Origin of the sequence: Kitasatospora nipponensis (genome assembly GCF_039528135.1) — a bacterium.
GTDB lineage: Bacteria > Actinomycetota > Actinomycetes > Streptomycetales > Streptomycetaceae > Kitasatospora > Kitasatospora nipponensis.
Map to the genome: position 1 here is coordinate 1 of NZ_BAAALF010000783.1, position 660 is coordinate 660.

2 protein-coding genes are annotated in these 660 nt (G+C 70.5%); both read right to left on the bottom strand.

The genetic code is table 11. The features are described 5' to 3' along the window. Positions 1-204: ATP-binding cassette domain-containing protein (locus ABD323_RS43315; protein ID WP_344447518.1), on the bottom strand; the 204-nt coding region annotated here is incomplete at its 3' end. Between the two features lie 140 nt (positions 205-344). Further along, positions 345-660: ABC transporter substrate-binding protein (locus ABD323_RS43320; protein ID WP_344447519.1), on the bottom strand; the 316-nt coding region annotated here is incomplete at its 5' end.

The window sequence follows — 660 nt, forward strand, 5'->3', positions numbered from 1 at the left end:
CTCGGTGGTGATGTCCGCACCGTCGAGCTCGATGACCCCGTGCGTCGCCGGGTAGATCCCGGAGATCAGGTTGAACAAGGAGGTCTTGCCCGCGCCGTTCGGGCCGATGAAAGCGATGAACTCGCCTTCGTGCACGTCGAAGGAGACTTCCTCGACGATCGGCACGCCACGGACGGACCAGCCCACCCCGCGCAGCCGCAGCACCGAACGCACCAAGGCTGCCGCCGAGCCTCCCACCACCCCCACCGGGGCACTCACCACCCCGGCCGAGGCTCCCACCCGGGCGGCCGAGGCTCCCGCCGTGGCCGGGGAGGCGGCTGCGGCTGCACGGTTCGACATGTGGATCAGCCCGCGATCGGGGTGGCCGGGGGTGCCACCTGGTCAGCGGGGAGGGTCTTCTCCACCGTCGGCTTCGCGTCTGCGCCGGACCCGGTGAGCTTCACCTGGAACATCGGCTGCAGCAGTGCGTGGTCCTCGGCCCGGACGGTCAGCTTGCCCTTGACCCCGTCGAAGCTCCACCCCTCCAGCGCCTTCACCAGGGCGTCGGTGTCGTCGGCCGAGCCCTTATTGGCCTCGATCGCGTGCACCACCATCTGCGCGGCGGTGAAGCCGTCAGGGGTGAAGATGTCCGACTTGGCGCCGGCCTTGCCGACGGCGGCG